General features: G+C 64.8%; 20 protein-coding genes. 18 read left to right on the forward strand and 2 right to left on the reverse strand.

What is annotated here, in order from left to right:
* Positions 1–70: 70 nt before the first annotated feature.
* From AC1DRD_RS16160 to nadA, 18 genes are all read left to right on the forward strand, one after another.
* Complete coding sequence (locus AC1DRD_RS16160) at positions 71–781, forward strand: CoA transferase subunit A (RefSeq protein ID WP_478042131.1); 711 nt, start codon at positions 71–73, stop codon at positions 779–781.
* Positions 778–1962 (forward strand): HAD family acid phosphatase, encoded by a 1185-nt coding sequence (locus AC1DRD_RS16165; RefSeq protein ID WP_478042132.1) that lies wholly within the window; start codon positions 778–780, stop codon positions 1960–1962. The genes AC1DRD_RS16160 and AC1DRD_RS16165 overlap by 4 nt, the downstream gene beginning before the upstream one ends.
* Before the next feature lie 4 nt (positions 1963–1966).
* A complete protein-coding gene (locus AC1DRD_RS16170) occupies positions 1967–2290 on the forward strand; it encodes a DUF5076 domain-containing protein (RefSeq protein WP_478042133.1) in 324 nt (107 codons plus the stop codon).
* Complete coding sequence (locus AC1DRD_RS16175) at positions 2290–2952, forward strand: CoA transferase subunit B (protein ID WP_478028871.1); 663 nt, start codon at positions 2290–2292, stop codon at positions 2950–2952. Before AC1DRD_RS16170 ends, AC1DRD_RS16175 begins: the two co-directional genes overlap by 1 nt.
* A gap of 63 nt (positions 2953–3015) precedes the next feature.
* Positions 3016–3963 carry an NAD-dependent epimerase/dehydratase family protein gene (locus AC1DRD_RS16180; protein WP_478028872.1) on the forward strand — a complete coding sequence of 316 codons (948 nt, stop codon included), beginning with the start codon at positions 3016–3018 and terminating at the stop codon, positions 3961–3963.
* A gap of 395 nt (positions 3964–4358) precedes the next feature.
* Positions 4359–5798: a 3-isopropylmalate dehydratase large subunit gene (gene leuC, locus AC1DRD_RS16185; protein WP_478028873.1), complete on the forward strand. Its 1440-nt coding sequence runs from the start codon at positions 4359–4361 to the stop codon at positions 5796–5798.
* Between the two features lie 109 nt (positions 5799–5907).
* Positions 5908–6537, forward strand: coding sequence for a 3-isopropylmalate dehydratase small subunit (gene leuD / locus AC1DRD_RS16190; RefSeq protein ID WP_478028874.1), 630 nt, complete (start codon positions 5908–5910; stop codon positions 6535–6537).
* Positions 6500–7501, forward strand: coding sequence for an NADPH:quinone oxidoreductase family protein (locus AC1DRD_RS16195; protein ID WP_174543071.1), 1002 nt, complete (start codon positions 6500–6502; stop codon positions 7499–7501). Before leuD ends, AC1DRD_RS16195 begins: the two co-directional genes overlap by 38 nt.
* A 99-nt stretch (positions 7502–7600) precedes the next feature.
* Positions 7601–7924: a DUF1476 domain-containing protein gene (locus tag AC1DRD_RS16200; protein WP_478042134.1), complete on the forward strand. Its 324-nt coding sequence runs from the start codon at positions 7601–7603 to the stop codon at positions 7922–7924.
* A gap of 1 nt (position 7925) precedes the next feature.
* Positions 7926–8156: a BolA family protein gene (locus AC1DRD_RS16205; protein ID WP_066812599.1), complete on the forward strand. Its 231-nt coding sequence runs from the start codon at positions 7926–7928 to the stop codon at positions 8154–8156.
* Positions 8157–8169: 13 nt separating this feature from the next.
* Complete coding sequence (gene grxD, locus AC1DRD_RS16210) at positions 8170–8502, forward strand: Grx4 family monothiol glutaredoxin (protein WP_478028877.1); 333 nt, start codon at positions 8170–8172, stop codon at positions 8500–8502.
* Between the two features lie 27 nt (positions 8503–8529).
* Entirely contained in the window at positions 8530–9816 is a 1287-nt protein-coding gene (locus AC1DRD_RS16215; protein ID WP_478042135.1) for a glycosyltransferase, read from the forward strand.
* Between the two features lie 589 nt (positions 9817–10405).
* Entirely contained in the window at positions 10406–10774 is a 369-nt protein-coding gene (locus AC1DRD_RS16220) for a BlaI/MecI/CopY family transcriptional regulator (protein ID WP_478042136.1), read from the forward strand.
* Positions 10771–12303, forward strand: a complete 1533-nt coding sequence (locus tag AC1DRD_RS16225; protein WP_478042137.1) for a M56 family metallopeptidase — start codon at positions 10771–10773, stop codon at positions 12301–12303. Before AC1DRD_RS16220 ends, AC1DRD_RS16225 begins: the two co-directional genes overlap by 4 nt.
* A gap of 451 nt (positions 12304–12754) precedes the next feature.
* A complete protein-coding gene (locus AC1DRD_RS16230) occupies positions 12755–13609 on the forward strand; it encodes an MBL fold metallo-hydrolase (protein ID WP_478029024.1) in 855 nt (284 codons plus the stop codon).
* The gene (locus tag AC1DRD_RS16235) at positions 13594–14307 is read left to right on the forward strand and encodes a DUF4230 domain-containing protein (RefSeq protein WP_478028880.1); all 714 of its coding nucleotides are present in this window, start codon (positions 13594–13596) and stop codon (positions 14305–14307) included. Before AC1DRD_RS16230 ends, AC1DRD_RS16235 begins: the two co-directional genes overlap by 16 nt.
* A gap of 113 nt (positions 14308–14420) precedes the next feature.
* Positions 14421–15191 carry a hypothetical protein gene (locus AC1DRD_RS16240; protein ID WP_478028881.1) on the forward strand — a complete coding sequence of 257 codons (771 nt, stop codon included), beginning with the start codon at positions 14421–14423 and terminating at the stop codon, positions 15189–15191.
* 70 nt (positions 15192–15261) lie between these two features.
* The gene (gene nadA, locus AC1DRD_RS16245) at positions 15262–16260 is read left to right on the forward strand and encodes a quinolinate synthase NadA (protein ID WP_478042138.1); all 999 of its coding nucleotides are present in this window, start codon (positions 15262–15264) and stop codon (positions 16258–16260) included.
* A gap of 182 nt (positions 16261–16442) precedes the next feature.
* Here nadA and AC1DRD_RS16250 read toward each other — a convergent pair whose 3' ends face one another.
* A complete protein-coding gene (locus tag AC1DRD_RS16250; RefSeq protein WP_478042139.1) occupies positions 16443–18227 on the reverse strand; it encodes a DUF885 domain-containing protein in 1785 nt (594 codons plus the stop codon).
* A gap of 57 nt (positions 18228–18284) precedes the next feature.
* The gene (locus tag AC1DRD_RS16255; RefSeq protein ID WP_478042140.1) at positions 18285–18800 is read right to left on the reverse strand and encodes a DUF1697 domain-containing protein; all 516 of its coding nucleotides are present in this window, start codon (positions 18798–18800) and stop codon (positions 18285–18287) included.
* Positions 18801–18952: the final 152 nt, after the last annotated feature.

Genomic DNA, 18952 nt, shown 5'->3' on the forward strand with positions numbered 1-18952 from the left:
AAAGTCGGTGCGCGCGCTTGCTCCTTCTCGCGCCGCCATCTATTCGGCGCGCATCACCCAAGGAGTCCGCATGGCCCGTAAGCTCTATTCCGATGCCGCCTCGGCGCTCGATGGCGTATTGTTCGACGGCATGACGATCTGTGCCGGCGGGTTCGGCCTGTGCGGCATTCCCGAGCGCCTGATCGACGCGATCCGCGATGCCGGCACCAAGGACCTGACGATCGCCAGCAACAATGCCGGCGTCGATGGGGAAGGGCTCGGCAAGCTGCTTCGCACACGCCAGGTCAAGAAGATGATCTCGTCTTATGTCGGCGAGAACAAGGAATTCGAGCGTCAATATCTGGCCGGCGAGCTCGAGGTCGAATTCTGCCCCCAGGGCACGCTCGCCGAACGCTGCCGCGCGGGCGGCGCCGGCATCCCCGGTTTCTACACCAAGACCGGGGTCGGCACTCAGGTCGCCGAGGGCAAGGAAGTGAAGACGTTCGACGGCGAGGACTATATCCTCGAACGCGGCATCCGCGCCGATCTGGCGATCATCAAGGGCTGGAAAGCCGACGAGGCGGGCAACCTCATTTTCCGCAAGACCGCGCGCAATTTCAACCAGCCGATGGCGACTGCCGGCAGGGTCTGCATCGCCGAAGTCGAGGAAATCGTGCCCGTGGGGAGCTTCGATCCCGATCAGGTCCATTTGCCCGGCATCTATGTGAACCGGCTGATCGTCGGCAGCCCCTACGACAAGAAGATCGAATTCCGCACCGTGCGCGAGCGGGCCGCGGCGTGAGCAAGGGGCGCTTCGCGCTGCTGATGCTGCTGGTCGGCAGCACCGCGACCAGCGGGTGCGTCGCTGCCGCCGTGCCGGTGTTGGCGGCGGGCGCGATCGGCAAGAAGCAGTTCTTTGGCAAGAAGGACGAGGATCTGCCGTCGGCGACCCCGCCCGCGGTCGCCGCCGCCGGCGCGCAGGCCGTGCCGACCGGAATCCCGGCGGCCGACGCAATTCCCTCTGCCGGCCCGACCACGCCAGCGGCACCTCCGCCGCCGGCGCCGGGCACCGTGCCGCCGGGAATGCAATATCTCTACGGCTCGGGCGAAGCGTCGGCAGTGTCGATCCAGGCCTATCTTACGCTGACCGATTTCCTGGTCGCGCGCGGCGGCGATTTCGCGGTCGGCCATCCGATATCGTCGGTCGTGCTCGCACCCGACGCGACGTTGGACGCCCCCAAATTCCTCAAATGTGGCCCCAGGCAGCGCCCCGCGGTCGTGCTCGACATCGACGAGACCGCGCTGCTGAACCTCGGGTACGAAGCCGACGACAGCCAGCGCAGCGGTGCTTATGACCAGCAACGCTGGGATCGCTGGGAAGCGAGCGGCGTGACCGCGGTCAACCCGGTCCCGGGCGTGCTCGATGCATTGCGGGCGGCGCGTGCCAGCGGCATCGAAGTGGTGTTCAACTCCAACCGCGCCTCGGCAAACGCCTCGTCAACGATCGATGCGCTCACCCTGGCTGGCCTCGGTCCCGTGGTTCACTTGCAAAATCTGTGGTTGAAGGGCGACGACGCGACCGGCGGCAGTGGCAAGGATGCCCGGCGCTGGGCGATTTCGGGCAAATATTGCGTGATCGCGATGGTCGGCGACCAGCTCGGCGATTTCACCGATTTGTTCAACATGCCGGGCACGACCCCCGCGCAACGCCGCGCGCAGACAAATTCGCCCAAGCTCAGGATGCTGTGGGGGCATGGCTGGTTCGTCCTGCCGAACCCGGTCTATGGGACCGCGCTCAAGGGCGATATCGACGACGTCTTCCCCAAGGACCGGCGCTGGACCGATCCGGGCGCGCAGCCGCTCGCGCCGGTCCCCGCCACCGCGCCTGTTCCTGTTGCCGCGCCGGTGCCCGCGGTACCCGCGCCGACACCCACAGCGCCCGCGCGCCCCGACCTGTGGCGGCGTCCGCCGCCCCGTCCGTGACAATATGACCGACAAACCGATCCCGATCGACCTCGTGTCGTTCGCCGAAACGCTTGGCGACAGCCGCGAATTCCTGCGCGTCTGGGCAAAGCATGGCGGCACGTTGAGTTTCGTCAATCCGCGCCCGCTCGGTGCCGACCCGGCCTTGTTCGGCATCGCGATGGTCGATGTCATCCGCAATGCGGCGTCGACCTACGCCAAGGCGATCGGCGTGCCCGAGGATCAGGCGCTCGACCGGATCTGGATGGGCCTCGATGCCGAGCGCGGCGCGCCCACCGAAGACGATGCTCTGCCGCCCGCCGTGGTGGTTGCCAGAAAGGATGATTGATGGCCCAAGAAAACAAGGGTTGGACTCGTGACGACATGGCCGCCCGCGCCGCGAAGGAGCTGCGTGACGGTTATTATGTGAACCTGGGCATCGGTATCCCGACCCTTGTCGCGAACCATATTCCGGTCGGCGTCGAAGTGACGCTGCAGTCGGAGAACGGCATGCTCGGGATCGGCCCGTTTCCTTTCGCCGGCGAGGAAGACCCCGACCTGATCAACGCCGGCAAGCAGACGATCAGCGAGCTGCCGCAATCGGTCTATTTCTCCTCTGCCGACAGTTTCGCGATGATCCGTGGCGGGCATATCGACCTGACCGTGCTCGGCGCGATGGAAGTCGCGGAGAATGGCGACATCGCCAACTGGATGATCCCCGGCAAAATGATCAAGGGCATGGGCGGTGCGATGGACCTCGTCGCCGGCGTCAAGAAGATCATCGTCGTGATGGAGCATACCAGCAAGAACGGCGATCCCAAGTTCATCCCGGCCTGCACCTTGCCGCTGACCGGCAAGAACGTGGTCGACATGATCGTCACCGATCTATGCGTGTTCCAGCGGCCCGATCACCAGTCGCCGTTCCGCCTGATCGAGCTTGCGCCCGGCGTCACCGCGGACGAGGTCGCGGCGAAGACGACAGCCAAATACGAGGTGCTGGCCACGGCGTGACGCAAGCCACACCAAGCGGCAACCGGTGTGGACGGGAAATGGCGGAGATAGAGGCCGGATAGCATGCGCGTATTGTTGACGGGATCGACCGGTTGGCTGGGCCGCTATCTCGCGCCGATGCTGCGCGCCGCCGGTCATCAGGTCGTCGGAATGGACGTCGCGCCCGGCCCCGACACGCGCGTCGTCGGCAGCGTGGCCGATCGCGCCTTGGTAGAACGCGTGATGTTCAGCCATGGGATCGAGGGAGTGATCCACGGCGCCGCGCTGCACAAGCCGGATATCGTGCGCTATCCGCGCCAGGCGTTCATTGACGTCAATGTGACCGGGACATTGAACCTGCTCGAATGCGCGATCGCGGCAGGCGCCGACCGGTTCGTCTTCACCTCGACCACGTCGCTGATGATCACCCAGGCAATCCGCGACGAGACTGCCGACGAGGCGGTGTGGCTCGACGAGAGCAGCGGACCGCTCAGCCCGCGCAACATCTATGGCGTGACCAAGCGCGCGGCCGAGGAACTGTGCCGCTTGGTGCATGCCGAGACTGGCCTGTCGATCATCATCCTGCGCACCTCGCGCTTCTTTCCCGAAGATGACGACACGCATCGCGATCTGTCGGGCGAGAATATGAAGGCCAACGAGTTCCTCAATCGCCGGCTGACGGTCGAGGATTGTGCGCAGGCGCATATCGCCGCGCTCGAACGCGCCCCGACGATCGGCTTTGCCACCTACATCGCCTCGGCGCCGACGCCGTTTTCGCGCGACGATGTCGTCGAGCTGAAACGCGATGCACGAGCCGTGATCGCGCGGCTGTTTCCCGACGCCGCCGAGCTGTTCGCGGCGCGTGGCTGGCAGCTGCCGCAACAGGTTGGGCGCGTCTACGACGCGGGCGCGATCGAACGCGGGCTGGGCTTCCGCTGCGCGACCGATTTCCCGGCGATCCTCGCGGCGCTACGCGAAAATGGTCCGATGCCGTTCCAACATGACGCGAGCTATTCATCGCCCAAAGAGTGATTTAATCTCACGATAGGAAATTGGCCCATAATGGTGGCGAAATATTATTCGCCGCTTGGACTCTTGTCGAATCGATCTAAGGTTGAATCCGACGTAATTAATTTACGCAACTCCGTAAAAGTGCGTTTTCCCGTCAAAACATCATTTGTCAGCGGAAATTATATTTCAGCTGGGAGGAGAGCGGTCATGTCTGCTTCGGACGACGCCTTGCATGCGGTCGTGACGGCGACCGTCGATCAGATGGAATCTGAACCCGAACCAGCGGAATAGTATCCGGCCCACCCCCGGGCGGCGGCGCGGCGAATCCTGTCGCGTCGCCGTTTTCTTTCATTCTGACCGGCTGACAGTTTTCCTTTGTTGCTTGCGATCGGGCGCGGAGGGAGTAAGTCGCCGTCATGACCCCCCACCCGCAGACCCTCTATGAGAAAATCTGGAACGCGCACGTCGTCGAACGCCGCGACGACGGCACGTGCCTGATCTATATCGACCGCCACCTGGTCCACGAAGTCACCAGCCCGCAAGCGTTCGAGGGGCTCCGCGCCGCCGGACGCGCGGTGCGCCGGCCCGATCTCACGCTTGCGGTTCCCGATCATAACCTGCCGACGACGCCGCGCGTCGATGCCGCCGGGCACGCGATCCCGATCGCCGATCCCGAAAGCGCCAACCAGCTCGAGACGTTGCGCCACAACGTCGCCGAATTCGGCGTACCCTATATCGACGCGCTCGCCGCGGCGCAGGGCATCGTCCATGTCGTCGGCCCCGAACAGGGCTTCACCTTGCCCGGCACGACGCTCGTCTGCGGCGACAGCCATACCTCGGCGCACGGCGCGCTCGGCGCGCTGGCGTTCGGCATCGGCACCAGCGAGGTCGAACACGTCCTCGCCACCCAGACGCTGTTGCTCCAGCAATCGAAGACGATGGAAATCCGCGTCGACGGCGAACTCGGCTTCGGCGTGTCGGCCAAGGATGTCGTGCTGGCGATCATCGGCCGGATCGGCGCGGCTGGCGGTACCGGCTATGTCATCGAATATACCGGCGACACGATCCGCAATCTGTCGATCGAGGGGCGGCTGACCGTCGCCAACATGTCGATCGAGGCTGGTGCGCGCGCCGGCCTGATCGCACCCGACGACAAGACCTTCGCCTATCTCAAGGGGCGTCCGATGGCGCCATCGGGTGAGGAATGGGACAAGGCGGTGGCCTGGTGGCGGACGCTGCCGACCGATGCCCAGGCGGTCTATGACGCGACCGTCCGCCTGTCGGCGAGCGACATCGCGCCGTCGCTGACCTGGGGCACCAGCCCCGAAGACGTGGTTCCGATCACTGGACGCGTGCCCGATCCCGACAGCTTCGCGGATCCCTCGAAGCGCGTCGCGGCGCAAAAGTCGCTCGATTACATGGGCCTGACTCCGGGCACCGCGATGCAGGACGTTGGCGTCGATCAGGTCTTCATCGGCAGCTGCACCAACAGCCGGATCGAGGATCTGCGCGCCGCAGCCTCGGTGGCGAATGGTCGCCATGTCGCCGACGGCGTCCGCGCGCTGGTCGTGCCGGGCTCCGGTCTGGTCAAGCGGCAGGCGGAAATCGAAGGGCTCGACCGCATCTTCATTTCCGCCGGATTCGAATGGCGTGAGCCCGGATGCTCGATGTGCCTGGCAATGAACCCCGATAAAGTACCGCCTGGTCAAAGATGCGCTTCCACCTCGAATCGGAATTTCGTAGGAAGGCAGGGTCCCGGGGCGCGAACACATTTATTATCCCCGGCAATGGCGGCGGCGGCGGCGGTAACGGGCCGATTGACCGACGTCCGCGAGTTGATGGGGGATCGCCAATGAAACGCGTACTCGTTCTGCTGGTCGCCGGTTCCATCCTGAGCGGTATCGCCGCTTATGCCGCGATGGCGATGCCTGCTCCTCCCGAAAAGCCAAGTGAAAAGCCCAATAAGTGACCCCAGTCCGCAAGGTTGAAGGCCGCGCCTATCCCTGGGGCGCGAAGAACGTCGATACCGATGTGATCATCCCGGCGCACTGGTTGAAGACGATCAGCCGCGCCGGCCTGGGCAAGGGCGCGTTCGAAACGGTGCGCGCCCAGCCCGGCAATATCTTCGACGATCCGCGCTATGCCGGCGCGCCGATCCTGATCGCCGGAGACAATTTCGGGTGCGGGTCGAGCCGCGAGCACGCCGCCTGGGCGCTGATGGACATGGGTGTGCAGGCGATCATCGCGCCGAGCTATTCGGACATCTTTTCGGGCAATGCGGTCAAGAACGGGATCGTTCCCGTCGTCCTGCCGCAGGACGCGATCGATCGCCTGGTCGAGGTCGCGAAGACCGACGACGTGACCGTCGATCTCGAAACCATGACGGTCACCACGCCGTTCCAGGACCGCTTCGAATTCTCCATCGACCCTTTTCGACGCCAGTGCCTGATGGAGGGACTGGACGAGGTGGGATTGACGCTGGCAAGGGATACCGCGATTTCGAAATACGAATCCGCGGTCTCGTCAGAACGGCCGTGGTTGAGCCGGGAGAGAGACTATGCGGGCCTTGCTGTCGAAAGCGCCGGGCGGACCTGAAACGCTAATAATGGACGATCTGCCCGATCCCGTTGCAGGGCCGGGTCAAGTGGTCGTCGCGGTCAAGGCCTGCAGCATCAATTATCCCGACGTCCTGATCATCGAGGACAAATACCAGATGAAGCCGCCGCGCCCGTTTGCCCCGGGCAGCGAGATTTCGGGCGTGGTCGAGAGCGTCGGCGAGGGTGTGACCGACTTCAAGCCGGGCGATCGCGTCTTGTGCACGACGGGCGCCGGTGGCCTGGTCGAGAAAATCGCGGTGCCCGCCGCGTCGCTCTATGCGCTCCCCGCCGAACGCAGTTTCGAGGAAGGGGCGTCATTGCTCCTGACCTATGCCACCAGCATCCATGCGTTGCTCGATCGCGGTCACCTCAAGGAAGGGCAGACCCTGCTCGTGCTTGGCGCCGCCGGTGGTGTCGGCCTAGCCGCGGTCGAGCTCGGCAAGGCGTTCGGCGCGCGCGTCGTGGCGGCGGTGTCGTCCGAGGAAAAGGCGCAGGCGTGCCGCGACGCCGGTGCCGACGATGTCGTCATCTATGGCCGCGCCCCGTTCGACAAGGATCAGTCAAAGGCGCTCGCCGATCAGTTCAAGGCCGTGCTGGGCGCCGGCGGCGCCGACGTGATCTACGATCCGGTCGGCGGCGATTATGCCGAGCCGGCGTTGCGCTCGATCGGCTGGGAAGGGCGCTATCTGGTCGTCGGTTTCCCTGCCGGCATCCCCAAATTGCCGCTCAACCTGACCTTGCTCAAGAGCTGCGACGTCTGCGGCGTGTTCTGGGGCGCGTTCGCCGCGCGGGATCCCCAGGCCAATCGCGCCCATGTCGATCGCCTGTTCCGCTTGTGGAAGGACGGCAGCATCGCGCCGCGCGTGACCGAGGTCTTCCCGTTCGAACGCGGCGGCGACGCCATCGCCAAGATGGCGGCGCGCGGCGCGATCGGGAAGCTGGTGGTCAAGGTCGCGGACTAGCGCCTTCCCATCCGTGTTGGGGAGGAACGGATCCACCCCTTCCCATAGCCGCCGCGCAATCCTATCTCCCCAGGCGTAACGAAACGCCAGGGAGTAGCCATGACCACCTTCGACGACCGCGAACGCGCTTTCGAAACCAAGTTCGCGCGCGATGAAGAAATGGCGTTCCGCGTGATCGCCCGGCGCAACAAGCTGCTCGGCCAATGGGCGGCCGGGCTGATGAAGCTGACCCCCGAAGAAACCGACGCTTATTCCAAGGCAGTCGTCCAGGCCGATTTCGAGGAAGCCGGCGACGAAGACGTCGTGCGCAAGCTGTATGGCGACCTGACCGCTGCCGGGGTCGAGGTGGAGGAAGCCGATGTCCGCAAGGCGATCGAGGACCGGATGGTCGAAGCGCGCCGGCAATTGATGGAATCCAACTAAAATGCCGATGGCGGCCGATGACATACGCGCGTTGATCGTGGCGAATATTCCCGACGCGCGGGTCGAGATCACCGATCTGGCCGGCGACGGCGACCATTATTCTGCACGTGTGGTGAGCAAGTCGTTCAGCGGCCTGTCACGTGTGAAGCAGCATCAGGCGGTTTATGCCGCGTTGGGCGGCCGGATGGGCGGAGTGCTCCATGCGCTCCAGCTCACCACCGCCGCCGAATGAAGGAGTGAAGACGATGACCGACGCCGCACAGGCGCGTATTGCGGAACTGGTACAGCGTTCTGACGTACTGCTATTCATGAAAGGGAGCCCCTTATTCCCGCAATGCGGCTTTTCGAGCCGCGCTGTGGCGATTCTCCAGCATCTTGGGGTCGAGTTCGACAGCGTCGACGTGCTCCAGGATCAGGAAGTCCGTCAGGGAATCAAGGCGTTCAGCGACTGGCCGACCATTCCTCAGCTCTATGTGAAGGGCGAATTCGTCGGCGGCTCCGACATCATGATGGAAATGTACGAGAGTGGGGAGCTGTCGCAGCTTCTCGCCGCACAAGGAGCTACTCCCGCCGCCTGACCGGCGCGCGTGTAAAAGGGAATAAACATGCTGCTGCAAGGCGACCCCCCGCGCCGCGCAGGAGAGAGCGGTGCGCCGCTGATCCTATGCGATTTGACTCAAAGCTACGCGCCTTCGGGCGGTGGCGGTATCAGCACCTATCTGCGTGAAAAGCGCGATTATGTGCTGACCCACACCCCGCATCATCTGCTGCAGATCGTGCCGGGGCCGGAAGACAAGATCACGGTCAATGGCCGCCACATCTTCGCGGAGGTGGGCGCTCCGCCCGTGCACGGCAGTCCCAATTACCGGTTCATCCTGCGTACCGCCGTGGTCCGCGACATCCTGGCGAAATACCGGCCCGACGTGATCGAGTCGCTGTGTCCCTGGGTGCTGCCCTGGACCGCGATCAACCATCGCAGGAAATTCCCGGAAACGACGTTGGTCGCCGGCTATCGCACCGATTTCCCCAACGCGCATGTCTATCGCGTCGGCCGCGACAAGTTCGGCGAGACGATCGGCCGCGGGCTGCAATGGCTGAGCTATGGCTATGCCGAGCTCACTTATCGCGAGTTCGACTGGGTCTATACGTTGAGCGAGGACGCCAGGGAGGTGCTGGCGCAGCGCCGGATCACGCGCACCGACGTGCTGCCGCTGGGTGTCGATATCGACATGTTCTCGCCGGCCAAGCGCGACCCGGCATTTCGCCACGAGCTCGGCTTCGACTTTCGCGGGCCGCTGCTCGTCTATGCCGGCCGCGTCGATAACGAGAAGCGCGCCGACCGCTTGATCGCCATGTTCAAGCAATTGCCCCGCGACCTCGACGCCGCGATGGTGATGATCGGCGACGGCAAATTGATGGATCGGCTCAAAACCGAGGCGAGGGGCCTGCCGGTCGCTTTCCCGGGGTTCGAAAAGAACCGCGCCGAACTTGCCCGCGCCTTGGCGTCATCCGACATCTATGTCTCGGCCATGGCCGACGAGACGTTCGGCATCTCGGTGCTCGAGGCCCAGGCTTGCGCACTGCCCATTGTCGGTGTTGCCTCAGGCGCGATGCCCGATCGCGTGCCCCCGGGTCTCGGCCTGTTGGGTCCGGTCGACGACACGAGGGCAATGGCCGCGAACGTGCTCAAGATCTGGCGCGACGATCATCACGCGATCGGCATCGAGGCGCGCCATCACGTCGAAACCAACTTCAGCTGGAAGCGTACCTTCGAGCGCTTGCTCGGCGACATCTACCCCAAGGCGATGGCGCATGCCGCCGCGCGCGCGACCGCCGGCAAAAGCGGGTGGTTCGGCGGCGTCCGGGAGCCGCAACCGCTCGCTGCCGAGTGACCGCGAGGAAAGCCTGATCTGGTAGGAAGCCGGGTGAGGGCGGACCGGCGCAAGATCGGGGGAGCGACCGGTCCGCCCTGCTGAAGCGGGAAACCGCTCGGGCACGCGATACTCTGCAGACGCCGTGCCAGTCCGTGCCAGTGACGGATTTCTGCGGGACTCGATGGTTAACGGCCTTCGGGGGCCTGTTGTCTCTGTAAGAAATCCCGACGTTTTCTATCGTCCGTCACGAATCCCTCTCCCGCTTGCGGGAGAGGGAGGGGCCCGCCGCCGAAGGCGGTGGGAAGGTGAGGGTCTTCTTACTTCTTTTTCTGCTTCTTGAATTTCATTCTCTTGGAAGAAGAAAGAAGACCCTCACCCAACCTGCACCGGGTGAACAGCGCCCCGCGCTGTTCAGGTCATGCCGGGGGCATGACCGACCCGGCGCACCCGCACGCGGGAGAGGGCTGATGGCATCACCGTTAGCCGCATGGCCAAGTCGATACCGGGACGAGCCCGGCATGACGGAATATCGCGAACGCCGCCCTCTGTTCTTGACTACACTCGTAATCAATGCGATTACATGCGTAGTCGTGAGGGAGAACGAGTCGTGGCCGAACGCATCAGCGATGCCGAACATGCGGTGATGGAAGTGCTGTGGGAGGAAAGTCCCCTGACGGCACAGGACGTCGCCGAGCGCGTCCCAAGCGAACGCGGCTGGAGTGCCAATACCGTCAAGACCCTGCTCGGGCGCCTGCTCGCGAAGAACGCGATCACGCATGAGGAAGAGGGTCGGCGCTACCTCTATCGCCCGCTCGTCGAGCGCGAGGATTATGTCGCGGGTGAATCGCAGCGGCTGATCGATCGCCTGTTCGGCGGCAAGCTGACCCCGCTCGTCGCGCATCTCGCCGACCGCGACCAATTGACCGCGCAGGACATTGCCGAGATCGAGGCCATCCTGAAGGAGCTCAAGGCGTGATTGCCTGGGCGATCGAGGCGCTGCTCGCCTCCACGCTGCTGATGGCGGTAGTGCTCGTCATCCGCGCGCCGGTCCGCCGTCAGTTCGGACCCGGAATCGCCTATGCGCTTTGGGCGCTTCCCGCGGTCCGGCTGCTGCTGCCGCCTCTGCCGCAACTGCACAGCGCGGCACCGCAATTGCTCAACCGGGCAAGCCAGACCGTCACCATTTACGTCATCGAGCCGCTCGGAGGCTCGGCCGCCGCGCCTACGTCCCTCTACTCCTCGCTTGGCGCGGCTCTGGCCGTGCTGTGGGGCGTGGGCGCGGCGGCATTCCTTGCCTGGCACGCGCTTGGCCATTGGCGCTTCTGTCGCCGGATGATCGACCAGAGCGTCTCCACCGAGCGCGCCGGCGACATCGAAGTGATCGAGACCTCGGCGGCGTCGGGGCCGCTCGCCTTCGGCATCTTCCGCCGTTACGTCGCCTTTCCCCGCGATTTCGCCGAGCGCTACGACGCCGACGAGCGTGAACTCGCGCTGCTGCACGAGCTTGGCCACCATCAGCGCGGCGACCTGATCGCCAATTGGGTCGCGCTGGCGGTGCTAGCCCTCCACTGGTTCAACCCGTTGGCCTGGCGCGCTTTCCGTGCATTCCGTGCCGATCAGGAAATGGCCAATGATGCGCTCGTTCTCGCTGGCCGTTCGGCGATCGACCGGCACACTTATGCCTGTGCGATCGTCAAGGCGGCGCATGGCGGCGCGGTGTCGGCGGCCTGCCACCTCCACACCATACAAGATCTGAAAGGACGTTTGAGGATGCTTACCACCGGACGCCGTTCACGGCTTCGACTGACGCTGGGCGGCACCGCCGTCACGGCGCTGATGATCGGCGGCCTGGCCGCCACCGCCAGCGGCACGCCCGCTGCCGCCACCGTCCGCGCCGGAGTCGAGAAGGCCACCGGGATCGACATCGCGACGATCGACGCGCGTGTCGCGGCGAAATTGCAGTCGGCGCCAGCCGCGCCCCCGCCCGCGCCCGCCGCCGAGCCCGAAGGCGTCGATCTGCCGGCGCCTCCGCCGCCGCCCGCCGACGTAGCGCCCTTGCCGCCCATCGACGGCAGTAATGTCGCGATCAGCGACGGCGGCACCAGGAAGGTCTCCAAGCGCTTCAAGATTGTTCGCGTCGGCAAGGACGGCAATTCGGTCACCGAGGATTGGGTCGGCCCGGTCAACGTTCCCGACGTGCGCTCGAGCAATTGCGGCGGCGGTGACGATCGCAACATGGTCGTCAACAAGACGCGCGGCGACAAGCGCATCGTCATCATCTGCAACGACCGCATCGAACGCGTCGTCGCGATGAGCAATGCCAATATCGAGAAGTCCAAGGACATCCAGCGCATGGCCTATGCCCATGCCCTTGAAGGTCTCCACCGCGCCCGCGAGCGGGTCGCCCGCGATGAGCGCATGGGTGCGGAGGCGAAACGCGATGCGCTCGAGAGCATCGACGACTCGATCAGGGACATGCAGGCCGACATGGCCAATCCGGATTGATCGCTTTGCCCTCTCCCGCAAGCGGGAGAGGGGCTGGCAGATCAGGGAGGAAGGGCGGCGGCGCCGCGCGACCTCGGCTATGCGGCCGCGGTAATGCCTAAAGCCCTCTCCCGCTTGCGGGTGCAGCGGGTCGGTCATGCCCCCGGCATGACCTGAACAGCGCGGGGCGCTGTTCACCCGATGCAGGTTGGGTGAGGGTCTTCTTCCTTCTTCCAAGCGTATGTCGAAGCAGAAGAAAGAAGACCCTCACCCTCCCACCGGTTCGCGGCGGGTCCCTCCCTCTCCCGCAAGCGGGAGAGGGGCTCCCAGATCAGGTCCACAGCACGCCCGCCGCCCGACCAACTGACCGGGTTATTTGTGGTCGCACCGCTTTGCGGAAAACCGGTATCCACTTTTCCGCGCGATGCTCCAACCCTTGCCAAGCCCCGTTCCAGCCGCCATCTCGACCGGCATGGACGAGCAAAAGCCCGGCGTACCGCAGGTCCTCGAACCGCTGGTGACGCGGGTTCTGGCGGATAATCCGTCCCCCTTCACCCATACCGGCACCCAGACCCACCTGGTCGGCACAGCCGATCTGGCGGTGATCGATCCCGGTCCCGACGATCCCCGGCATATCGACGCGCTGGTCCGCGCGATCGGCGGCCGCGCGGTCACCGCCATCGTCATCACCCATACGCATCGCGATCACAGCCCCGGCGCGGCGCCGCTCAAGGCCCGGACCGGCGCTCCGATCGTCGGCTGCGCCCCGCTCGCGCTCGAGGATCTCGGCCCGCGTGCCGATGCCAGTTTCGACGCCAATTACGCGCCCGACGCGGTGATGGCGGAAGGCGAGAGCGTGTCGGGCAGCGACTGGACGCTGACCGCGATCGCGACCCCGGGGCACACATCGAACCATCTCGCCTTCGCGCTTCCGGAGACGAAGGCGCTGTTCACCGGCGATCATGTCATGGGCTGGTCGACCACCATCGTCTCGCCGCCCGATGGCGACATGGCCGCCTATATGGACAGCCTCATCAAGCTCCAGGCGCGCGACGACCGCATCTATTACCCGGCGCATGGCGACCCCGTCGACAAGCCGCAGCGCCTGGTGCGCGGGCTGATCGGCCACCGCAAGCAACGCGAGGGGCAGATATTGCGCCTGCTCGACGCCGAGCCGCGCACGATCCCGGCGATGGTGGCGAAAATGTATGTCGGCATCGACCCGCGCTTGTTTCCCGCCGCCGAGCGATCGGTCCTCGCGCACCTCTATGAACTGCGCGACCGGCACATCGTCGCCGATCAGGGGGATATATGGCAGAAGATCTGAAACACAGCCGCAATGGTGCTGCGACCAGCTTTCTGATCAAGTTCGGCGGCGCACTGGCGCTGATCGCCTTGTTTTTCGCCGGCGGATTGTGGGTGGTGCAGTCGTACATCAAGGCGCGGGTCGATCCCGATCCGGTGACGATCGCCACCGCGAGCATCCAGGGGCTGCGCGAGCAGAACAAGCTGTCGGCCTTCCAGGCGAGCTATGTCGCCGTCGTCACCTCGACCCAATCGCGCTTCGGCCTGTCGACCGAACGCACCTTGATCATGCCCGGAACGGTCGATTACGATGTCGACCTCAGCAAGCTCACCCAGCGCGATGTCGTATGGGACGCGAAGAGCAAGACCCTGGGCGTGACCCTGCCGCAGCCGATGCCGTCCGCGCCGCGCATCAATATCAACGCGATCAAGAGCTATGGCCATAACGGCGTACTGGGCACCTTCACTGACGTCGGATCGCAACTCGACGACACCAACAAGGCCGCGGCGCAAAAGGAACTCGCCAGCCAGGCGCTCCAGCCCGAGCCGATGAAATTGGCGCGCGACGCGACCCGGCGCGCGGTCGAACAGAGTTTCGCGCTGCCGCTCAAGGCGGCGGGACTCGATGCGACGGTCCGCGTGCGCTTCGCCGGCGAGGGTCAGAATGACGAGATCTGGGACATGTCGAAGCCACTCGATGGCGTGACCTACAAGCGCTGATCGCAAGGTTCCCCACCCGCGAGCGGGAGGGGAGTAGGGGCTCCGCGCAATTTGGCTAATCGCAACGGGCGCGTTATGATCTCTCCGCGGGAAAATTCGTGGGGGGTACTCGAATGGCGACGCTGGCACCGGCCGGTCATGGCATGACGCGAGAAGATCGCGTGTTTTTTTGGGGTGGCATCGCGATGGTGCTGGTGCTCGTCGCCGGCTTCTCGATGCAACTCGCGGCGGGACGATCGAGCTTCGGCGCCCCACTTTACGTCCATGCGCATGCACTGACGTTTTTCGGGTGGACGATGATCTACCTCACCCAGACGTTGCTCGGCACCAGCGGCAACATCGCCCTGCACAAGCGCGTGGGGTGGATCGGCGCGGCGTGGATCCCGTTGATGGTCGTGGTCGGAACGATGGTCGCGTACCAGTCGCTCCGGCTGGGCCGTTCGGCGCCGATCTTCACGCCGGCCTATTTCACCGTGATGGCGCCGCTGACGGTCTATACCTTCGCCGGCCTGTCGACCGCGGCGATCATGCTGCGTCGCCGGACCGACTGGCACAAGCGCCTGCATTTCTGCGCGATGGCCGGGCTGATGGGGCCAGGGTTCGGCCGCATCCTGCCGATGCCGTTGTTCATTCCCTATACGCCGCATGTCGAGACCGCGACGATCCTGCTCTTTCCGCTGATCGCGATCACGATCGAGTGGCGGCGAACCGGTAGCGTGCACCGCGCCTGGCTGTGGGGCTTCGGCACGCTCGTCGCGGTGCGGATCGTGACCGACCTGCTCGGCGCGTCGCCGATCGCCGCGGCGTTGCATGAGTGGATTACCGCCGGTTCGCCCGGCGCCGCGCTGCCGCCATTCGCCTATCCACCGCTGCCGGGAGCTTGATGCGCTACCGATGGGTTGATCCGCTCCCCGCGCAGGGCCATGTGGGCACCGACACTTGGCGGAGCGGACCATGGAACAGCGGACCAACCTCACGGGCCTCGATTTGCGCGCCGAGATCGATCGGCTGCGCAAGGAGCGCAACGCCGTCATCCTGGCGCATTATTATCAAAAGCCCGAAATCCAGGACATTGCCGATTTCGTCGGCGACAGCCTCGATCTCAGCCGCAAGGCGCAGGCGACCGACGCCGAGGTCATCGCCTTTTGCGGCGTGCGCTTCATGGCCGAGACGGCGAAGATCCTGTCGCCCGAAAAGATCGTCGTGCTGCCCGACATGAATGCCGGGTGCAGCCTGGAGGACAGCTGTCCGCCCGATCAATTCGCGGCGTTCCGCGCGCAGCATCCCGACGCGATCGCACTCACCTATATCAACTGCTCGGCGGCGGTAAAGGCGCTCAGCGACGTGATCGTCACCAGCTCGTCGGCGGAAAAGATCCTCAGCCAGATCCCCAAGGACCAGAAGATCATCTTCGGTCCCGATCGTAATCTCGGCGGCTATCTCGCGCGCAAGACCGGCCGCGACCTGATCGTCTGGCCGGGCGTGTGCATCGTGCACGAGGCATTCAGCGAGACCGAATTGCTCAAGCTCAAGGCGCAGCATCCCGGTGCGCCGGTCGCCGCGCATCCCGAATGCCCGCCGGTCATCCTCGACCATGCCGATTATGTCGGCTCGACCAGCGGCATCCTCAAATATGCCCAGGAATTCGAAGGCGACACGCTGATCGTCGCGACCGAGCCGCATATCATCCATCAGATGGAAAAGGCGCTGCCCAACAAGCATTTCATCGGCGCGCCGGGCGCCGACGGAAACTGCAACTGCAACATCTGCCCGTACATGGCGCTCAACACGATGGAGAAACTCTACGTCGCGCTGCGTGACCTCGAGCCGCGGATCGAGATGGAGGAGGAGTTGCGGCTGAAGGCGAAGAAGAGCCTCGACGCGATGCTGAGCATGGCCTCGGCGACGGTCGGGATGGGCGATCTCGGGCCGGCGAAGGTGACGGGGGACTAGCTGACGCGAAGCAGCGGCTGGAAGCGAATACGATCAGTTTTGGCCGTCATGCCGGGCTTGTCCCGGCATCCACCGTGCAGGTTAGCGTATAGCAGGAGCTTCTTTTCCCGGACTTGCTGCCCGGTGGACCCCGGCACAAGGCCGGGGTGACGATTCACCTCAGGAGTACGTCAGCACGAACCTCACTCGATCGGCAAGTTAAACACCAATTCCCGCACGAACCGTCCCGGCGGCGAGCCGTGCGCCAGGACCGCGTCGTTATAGGTTTTGAGGTCGAACTTCGCGCCCCAGCGCCGCTTGGCTTCCTCGCGCATCGCCATATGCTCCTCATAGCCTGAGAAATAGCTGAGCAATTGGGTCGAGGAGAGTTGCGCGCGCACCCATTTGCCGGCCGCTTCGCGCTCCTGCTGGAAGGCGCCCTTCATCATCAGGTCCATCGCCTGGTCGCGGGTCATGCCCTCAGTCTGGATGCCGATGTCGAGCAGCGTGTTGGTGATCGACCGCAGCCGCATCTTGAGCACGGTCAGCTTGAACAGCGGATCGCCATTCAGATAGCCCTGATCCGCCATCATCCCCTCGGCATAGACCGCCCAGCCTTCGACGAACGGCCCCGACGACAGCACCGCGCGCAGCACCGATTTGTCCCGATTGCTATGGTCGATCTGCAGCCAATGCCCCGGCATCGCCTCATGGATGCTGAGGTCGTGGATCATATAGCTGTTATATTCGCGCAGGAACGAGGTTGCCTGCGCCTCGCTCCAATCGTCGGGGATCGGCGAGATCGCGAAGAACGTATCCTGCCCCTTGTCGAGCGGTCCGGGGGAATCGCAATACGCGACGGCATTGCCTTGCTGGAATTTGGGCATGGTGATGATTCTGACCGGCGCGGTCGGCATCGTCACCAGCCCCTTGGCCCGCACGAAATCGCTCGCGCTGGCCAGGGTCGCCTTGGCCGCGGCCTCCACCCCGTCGCGCGTCGGACGCTGCGCATAGGTCAGGTCGAGCGCGGCCTCGATCGCCTTTTGCTGCTGGTCGCGGGTCGGATTGGCGGGGAGGGCAGGGGCGTTCGCCTTGCCCGCCAGCACCTGTTGCGCCAGCCGGTACATTTCGGCGCGCGTCGCCGCCGCAGCGGCGGTCGCCTTGGCCTTGAGCTCGGGCCGCGTCATCGTCGACATCAGCGCGAACTTCATCTTCTGGTCGTAAAGCTTTGCGCCCAGGCGGAAATCGCCCTTGGCCGCGGGCACCAGTGTCTTGTCGAGCCAGACCTGCTGATCGGCCACCGCGGCCTTCAATTTGCTCAACGCGGCATCGAACCGCGCCTTGTCGGCCGGCGCAAGCTCACTGGCGTGCGGGGCGAGCATGCCCTCGGCGATCTCGACGATCCCCGAATTCTGCTTGGCGACCGTGCTCGCATAGATTTGCGGCACTTTCGCCGCGATCAGCTGCTGCCGCGTTTCGAGCAGGAAGGCGGGGAGCGCCTCCATTCGCGCGGTTGCCGCCTTGAGCCGCTTGGGCCAGGGCGCGAAATCACGCGCGGCAAGCGTATAGAGCGCGCCCGCCGCGGCATCGTTGTAATTTTGCGCATTCCACGACCAGCTCTTGAGCACCTGGATATCCCAGAGCTCGAAATCGAGCGCGTTCTTGAGCAGCAGGAAATCGACCTGATTGTCGCGGCTCAGCGCCTTGAAATCGATCCGCGCCATAGAGCCCAGCATCGCCTGATCGAACGCCGCCTGATTGCCGCGGCCGCGCGCGGTGATGTCGGGCAATTTGTCGTCGAAGCGATGATCGCCAAGCTGCGTTCCGCCGACCGGCGAGAAGCGCGCGAGGCTGTCGACATAGCGTTTCGACAGTGCCGCGAATTGCGCGTTGGCGCTGATTGCCTTCGACACGGCCGGCGTCGCGGCGGGCACCGAGGCGCCGAGCGTGGCGGTCGCGGCGAGCAACAGGAAGGCGGTGCGGCGCATGCAGATTTCCCCTTTTGTCGCGGGCTTGTGCGGAAGCCCTTGTCGTTGCGGGGATGTCTAGAGCTTCGCCGCCATCTCCGCCAGCTTGGCGACGGTGTTCATGTTGCGCGCGGTGCCGGTTTTCGCGCCGGGGATCTTTAGCTTCGAATCCGCCATGCCGTGCTCGGGATAGCGGATGTAAATCTCGCGCTTGCCGAGCGCCATTTCCTCGCCATTGACGTTCGTCGCCTGTTCGATCGCATCCTTCGCCGGCGCCTCGTCCAGAAACGTCGCGACGACGCGATTGCCCGGCGCATCCGCGAACGGATTGGCGTCGCGCACCGCCGCCATTTCGGCGGCGGTTCGCACCATCACCCCGACCGCTTTGCCGGCATAAGCCTGCATCGCCTGTTCGAGCGCGGCTTTCACTGCCGCTTCGCTCTTGCTCGAGGTGAAGACGACGTTGCCGCTGGCGATATAGGTTTTCACCTTGGCGAACCCTGCCGCGTCGCACATTGCCGTCAATTCGGTCATCGGCAGCTTGCCGGTCCCCCCGACATTCACCGCGCGGAGCAGGGCGATATAGGCGGTCATCTCGGTCTCTCTCCCTCTCGCGACAGGCACGGCCGCTCCTGCGCTCGTCGATTTGCCCTCACATAGTTGGCACAAAGATATTCGGCAGCAATTCAGATTCGACATCAGCCGGTTGACCTGGACCAACGCGCGGTTCGCCACGATCGGAAAGA

It is taken from the genome of Sphingomonas sp. P4_G2, assembly GCF_056401155.1.